This is a genomic window from Modestobacter altitudinis (assembly GCF_005930475.1).
Lineage (GTDB): Bacteria > Actinomycetota > Actinomycetes > Mycobacteriales > Geodermatophilaceae > Modestobacter > Modestobacter altitudinis.
In genome coordinates, this window is sequence record NZ_SJEW01000124.1 from 1 (window position 1) to 5,956 (window position 5,956).

The 5,956-nt window shown below is 70.4% G+C and carries 5 protein-coding genes; 2 read left to right on the forward strand and 3 right to left on the reverse strand.

The features are described 5' to 3' along the window. Positions 1–52: 52 nt before the first annotated feature. Complete coding sequence (gene glf / locus FHL79_RS24465; protein WP_138761154.1) at positions 53–1,240, forward strand: UDP-galactopyranose mutase; 1,188 nt, start codon at positions 53–55, stop codon at positions 1,238–1,240. Positions 1,241–1,259: 19 nt separating this feature from the next. Further along, positions 1,260–3,179: a glycosyltransferase gene (locus FHL79_RS24470; RefSeq protein ID WP_138761155.1), complete on the forward strand. Its 1,920-nt coding sequence runs from the start codon at positions 1,260–1,262 to the stop codon at positions 3,177–3,179. A 12-nt stretch (positions 3,180–3,191) separates the two neighbouring features. On the opposite strand, the gene glfT1 is transcribed toward FHL79_RS24470, so the two are convergent. Genes glfT1 through wzm form a run of 3 tightly spaced genes read right to left on the reverse strand, consistent with a single transcriptional unit; the run spans position 3,192 to position 5,780 of the window. After that, positions 3,192–4,112 carry a galactofuranosyltransferase GlfT1 gene (gene glfT1 / locus FHL79_RS24475; RefSeq protein ID WP_138761156.1) on the reverse strand — a complete coding sequence of 307 codons (921 nt, stop codon included), beginning with the start codon at positions 4,110–4,112 and terminating at the stop codon, positions 3,192–3,194. Then, a complete protein-coding gene (gene wzt / locus FHL79_RS24480) occupies positions 4,109–4,924 on the reverse strand; it encodes a galactan export ABC transporter ATP-binding subunit Wzt/RfbE (RefSeq protein ID WP_138761157.1) in 816 nt (271 codons plus the stop codon). Before wzt ends, glfT1 begins: the two co-directional genes overlap by 4 nt. Positions 4,925–4,946: 22 nt before the next feature. Further along, positions 4,947–5,780, reverse strand: a complete 834-nt coding sequence (wzm, locus tag FHL79_RS24485; protein ID WP_138761158.1) for a galactan export ABC transporter permease subunit Wzm/RfbD — start codon at positions 5,778–5,780, stop codon at positions 4,947–4,949. Positions 5,781–5,956: the final 176 nt, after the last annotated feature.

A 5,956-nucleotide genomic window follows, 5' to 3' on the forward strand; every position in this document is an offset into this window, starting at 1 on the left:
GAGCCTGGACAGCGACGGCCTACCAGCGTCGGCGACGGTATCGTCGCCAGCCGTGACTACAGGCAGCCCTGACCTCGTCGTCGTCGGCTCGGGCTTCTTCGGCCTCACGGTCGCCGAACGCGCCGCCACCCAGCTGGACAAGCGGGTGCTGGTCATCGACCGCCGCGACCACATCGGCGGCAACGCCTACTCCGAGCCGGAACCCGAGACGGGCATCGAGATCCACCGCTACGGTGCGCACCTCTTCCACACGTCGAACAAGCGTGTCTGGGAGTACGTGAACCAGTTCACCGAGTTCACGAAGTACCAGCACCGGGTCTTCAGCATCTACGACGGCCAGACCTACTCCCTGCCGATCAACCTCAGCACGATCTGCCAGTACTTCGGCAGGAGCTTCAGCCCCGCGGAGGCCCGCGCCCTGGTCGCCGAGCAGGCCGGTGAGATCGACACCGGGTCGGCCGCCAACCTCGAGGAGAAGGCGATCTCGCTGATCGGTCGCCCGCTGTACGAGGCGTTCATCCGCGCGTACACGAAGAAGCAGTGGCAGACCGACCCCACCGAGCTCCCCGCCGAGGTCATCGCCCGGCTGCCGGTGCGGTACACGTTCGACAACCGCTACTTCAACGACGACTACGAGGGCCTGCCCGTCGACGGGTACACCGCCTGGCTGACCAAGATGGCCGACCACCCGAACATCGAGGTGCGGCTGTCCACGGACTTCTTCGACGTCCGCGACGAGCTGCCCACCGACGTCCCGACCGTCTTCACCGGACCGATCGACAAGTACTTCGACTACCAGGCCGGCGAGCTGGGCTGGCGGACCCTGGACTTCGAGCAGGAGGTCCTGCCGATCGGTGACTTCCAGGGCACCTCGGTGATGAACTACGCCGACGAGGACGTCCCCTACACCCGGATCCACGAGTTCCGGCACTTCCACCCGGAGCGTGCCTACCCGACCGACAAGACCGTCGTGGTGCGCGAGTACTCGCGCTTCGCCGAGTCCGGCGACGAGCCGTACTACCCGATCAACACCCCGGAGGACCGGGCCAGGCTCGAGACCTACCGCGAGCTGGCCACGAAGGAGGCCGCCGAGAAGCGGGTCCTCTTCGGTGGCCGGCTCGGCACCTACAAGTACCTGGACATGCACATGGCGATCGGGTCGGCACTGAGCATGTTCGACAACCGCATCCGCCCCTTCTTCGACTCCGGCGCGTCGCTCGACGGCCGCCTGGGCGACTGACCGGAGGACTGATCCGACCATGACGAGCACTTCGGTCAACCCCGACCTGGTCGCCGACCTGGCACCCGAGGACCTCGTCCCCGGCAAGGCCGTCACGCTGCTGCAGCGGGTGCTCATGCCCCGCCCGGCCGACCCCCGCAAGGTCCGCACCCTCTACGTCGACGAGGAACGCTCCGAGCGCGTCCGGGTGCGGTCCCGCTCGACCGGCGAGCTGAGCGCCGGCGACGAGGTGTCCTTCGCGACCTACTTCAACGCCTTCCCGGCGGCCTACTGGCGGCGCTGGACCTCACTGCCCTCGGTGACCCTGCGGCTGAGCCTGACCGGGGCCTGCCGCATCGACGTCTACCGCAGCAAGGCCAACGGCGACGTCATCCACGCGGCCGGGGCGACCGTCACCGGCACCGAGCGCACCGTGGAGCTCGAGCTGGACCTGGCCCCGTTCATCGACGGCGGCTGGTACTGGTTCGACCTCACCGCCGACGACGACATCGTCATCGAGGAGGCCGGCTGGTACGCCGACCGGGAGCCGCTGCGGGCCGGCCGGCTGGCCGTGGGCATCTGCACCTACAACCGGCCGGTCGACTGCCTCGCCGCGGTGGCGACGATCGCCGAGGACCCGATCGTGATGGGCGAGTTGACCGCCGTCGTCGTGGCCGACCAGGGCAACCGCAAGATCCGCGACGACGCCCGCTACGCCGAGCTCGCCGGGACCCTGGGCGAGAAGTTCCGGCTGGTCGAGCAGGGCAACATGGGCGGCAGCGGCGGTTTCGCCCGGGCCATGCACGAGTCGCTGGAGAACACCGACGCCACCCACGTCCTCTTCCTCGACGACGACGTCCAGCTCGAGGCGGACAGCCTGCACCGGGCGCTGGCGCTCAGCCGCTTCACCGACGCCCCGATGCTGGTGGGCGGCCAGATGCTGGCGATGCAGGACCGGTCGGTGCTGCACACCATGGGCGAGGTCGTGGACCGGTACTCGTTCCTGTACCGCCCGGCCGCTCACGCCGTCATGCAGCACGACTTCGCCGAGGAGTCCCTGCGCGAGACCCCCGACCTGCACCGCCGGGTCGACGTCGACTACAACGCCTGGTGGATGTGCCTGATCCCGCGGGAGGTGGCCGAGCAGGTGGGTCTGCCCCTGCCGTTGTTCATCAAGTGGGACGACGGCGAGTACGGCCTGCGGGCCGGCGCGGCCGGGTACCGCACGGTGACCTTGCCGGGAGCGGCGATCTGGCACCTGGCCTGGACCGACAAGGACGACGTCACCGACTGGCAGGCGTACTTCTTCGCCCGCAACCGTCTCATCGTCGCCGCCCTGCACAGCCCGCACAAGCGCGGCGGAGGCATCGTGCGGAGTTCTCTCAAGGCCGACCTGAAGCACCTGTTCCGCCTGGAGTACGCGGCCGTGGCGCTGCACGTGCGAGCCTACGAGGACTTCCTCGCCGGCCCCTCGGCCGTGTTCCCCGCGCTGAAGGAGGCGCTGCCGAGCGTCCGCGCCGAGCAGGCCTCCTACGTCGACGGCCGGGTCATCACCCAGCGGTCCGACATCCCGGAGCCGGAGATGAGCGCGGTCGTCACCGAGGGCATGGCCACGCCGCCGGTGGGCAGGAAGTCGATCGCGATCGCCGCCCTCCGGGCGATCCGGAACAACCTGCGGCCCGGGGTCGAGGAGCGGCCCCGGCCGCAACTGGAGATCCCCTCGCAGGACGCGCAGTGGTTCGTCCTGTCCCGGCTGGACAGCGCCACCGTGGGCACCGCCGACGGCCGTGGCGTCACGTTGCGCCGCCGCAACCCGGCGGTCTTCTGGCAGCTGGCCAAGAAGTCCGTCCGGCTGAACGTGGAGATCGCCCGACGCTTCCCCCAGGCCACCGATGACTACCGGGGGGCCTACGGCGAGCTCACCTCTGCGGAGAACTGGGAGAAGGCCTTCACGCAGTGACCCGCGGGGCCGTCAGGGGCGGGTGAACCGCTCCTGACGGCCCTGGCGGACCAGTCCCAACCAGGTCCGCAGCCCGCGCACGTCGCGGCGGCCGAGGAAGAACCAGGTGAAGCGGACGAGCTCGAGCGGGAACAGCCAGCGCATGCCCGGCTGGCTCATCAGGTAGCCGCGGTTGCGGTAGGTGTAGAACCGCTTCGCCTCGTCCGGCGGGTACTGCGCGGACAGCCGGCCGCCGGCGATCGGCAGGAACTCCTGGGTCCCCTCGGGGTGCACGTACGCCGCCTGCAGGCAGGTGCCGAACGGCAGGCCGGAGCGCACCAGCCGCCGGTGCACCTCGGTCTCGTCCCCGCGCAGGAACAGCCGGTAGTCCGGCACCCCGACCACGTCGAGCGCGTCGGCCCGGAACAGCGCGCCGTTGAACAGCGACGCGTAGCCGGGGAGGAAGTCCACGTCGGCGAACTCCAGGAGCGAGCGCCGCCACCGCAGCCCACGCCGCAGCGGGAACGCCAGCAGCGCGGGGTCGGCCTTGTCCACCACCGCCGGGCTCACCTCGGCCAGGTCGCGGTCCCGGGCGCAGGCGAGCAGGGTGGCGAGCACGTCGTCTGCAGCAGGCCGGCCGTCGTCGTCGGCGCACCACACCCAGTCCGCGCCCATGCTCAGCGCGGTCAGCATGCCGAGGGCGAATCCGCCGGCCCCGCCGAGGTTCCGCTCCGACGGCAGGTAGGTCACCGGGAGTCCTGAGGCGGCGACCACGTCGGCGGTCCCGGTGTCCGGGCCGTTGTCGACGACCAGCACGTGGTCGACGGTCCGGGTCTGTGCGGCCAACGCGGCCAGGCTCTCGGTGAGCAGCTCGGGGCGGGCGCGGGTCACCACGACCGCCACCACCCGCTGCCCGTCCGGGCCGGCCGGGCGACCGGCCGTCGGACCGGTCACGACCGGCCCGAGGGGAGCGGGGCCGGCCACGGGGCGGCGGGCACGGTCACCGGCGGGTCGTTGGGGAACGGGTCGTGACCCTTGTAGGAGGTGAGCACCTCGCGGAGCTCACCGGTCTGCTTGACCCGGCCGTGCTCCATCCAGATCGCCGAGGTGCACAGCTGCTTGAGGAACTCGTCGGAGTGCGAGGCGAACACCAGCAGCCCGGCCCGCTGCACCAGTTCGGAGAGCCGGTCCCGTGCCTTGTCCAGGAAGGCGGCGTCGACCGCCCCGATCCCCTCGTCGAAGAGCAGGATCTCCGGGTCGATGCTGGTGACCACGCCCAGGGCCAGGCGCACCCGCATGCCGGTGGAGTAGGTCCGCAGCGGCATGGCCAGGAAGTCGCCGAGCTCGGTGAAGTCCGCGATCTCCTCGACCCGGGCCTCCATCTGCTTGCGGTTCATGCCCAGGAAGAGCCCGCGGATCATGATGTTCTCGTAGCCGGAGATCTCCGGGTCCATGCCGACCCCGAGGTCGAAGACCGGCGCCACCCGGCCCTCGATGACCGCCGTCCCGCGGGTGGGCTCGTAGATGCCCGACAGCAGCCGCAGCAGCGTCGACTTGCCCGCGCCGTTGTGCCCGACCAGGGCGACCCGGTCGCCCTCCTCGATGCGGATGTCGATGTCGCGCAGCGCCTCGATGACGGGCACCTTGCGCTCGTCGGAGGCGATGTTGCCGCCGACCATGCCCAGCACGGCCTTCTTCAGCGACCGCGTCTTGGCGTCGAAGATGGGGAAGTCCACGCTGGCGTGGTTGGTCTCGATGCGGACCACGGGTGCAGCCTCTCTCTCGCCGTCAGACCCAGTAGGAGACGCGCGACCGGTAGCGGCGCAGCGCCCACAGGGTGACGACCCAGCCGACGACGGTGATGGCGAGCACGATGACCCAGCTGTGCCAGACCAGCGACTCGCCGAGCATGGGCCGGCGGATGATCTCGATGAAGTGCAGGAACGGGTTGACCTCGGCGATCCGGGCCCGCTCTGCGGTGGTCGGGTTGGGGCTGTTGAGCAGGTCGTCGTAGATCCACACGACCGGGGTGAGGAAGAAGGTCAGCTGGACCAGGCTGCCGATGATCGGGTTGAGGTCGCGGAAGCGGGCGCTGGCCATCCCGAACAGCAGCGCCACCCAGGCCCCGTTGAGCGCCAGCAGGGCGAAGGCGGGGAAGGCCATCAGGCTCGACCAGTGCAGCGCCCGCGGGAAGACCATGAGCATCACCGCGTAGACGATCAGGTTGTGGGCGAACAGCAGCGTCTGCCGCCACACCAGCCGGTAGACGTGCACCGAGATGGGCGCCGGCAGGTGCTTGATCAGCCCCTCGTTGGCGATGAAGACGTCGGCGCCCTCGAGGATGCAGCCGGAGATGAACGCCCAGACGATGAACCCGACGAGGATGTAGGGCAGCTGCTTCTCCAGCGGGTTGCCGAACAGCCCCGCGTAGAGCACGCCGAGCGCGACCGCGGTGACGGCCATGCTGATGGTGATCCAGATCGGCCCGAGCACCGACCGCCGGTAGCGCTGGCGGATGTCCTGCCAGCCCAGGTGTCCCCACAGCTCCCGCTGCCGCCACCCTCCGACGAGGTCGGCGCGGGCGGCAGCCCATGCACCGCCGGACACATTGGTGACAGCCACGTCCGCGAAGGCTACCGCCGACGTCGTCCGGGGGCGCAGCGCCCTGGATCCTGCGGGGCGGGTGCGACCAGCGTGGCCAGGCTGGCGGCAGTGCCTCGGTGACGGGCGGGCGACTCCCCGCCCGCAGCTAGTCTCGCCGCATGCCCACGCCCCACCCCGCCCCCCCCGGGACGGGT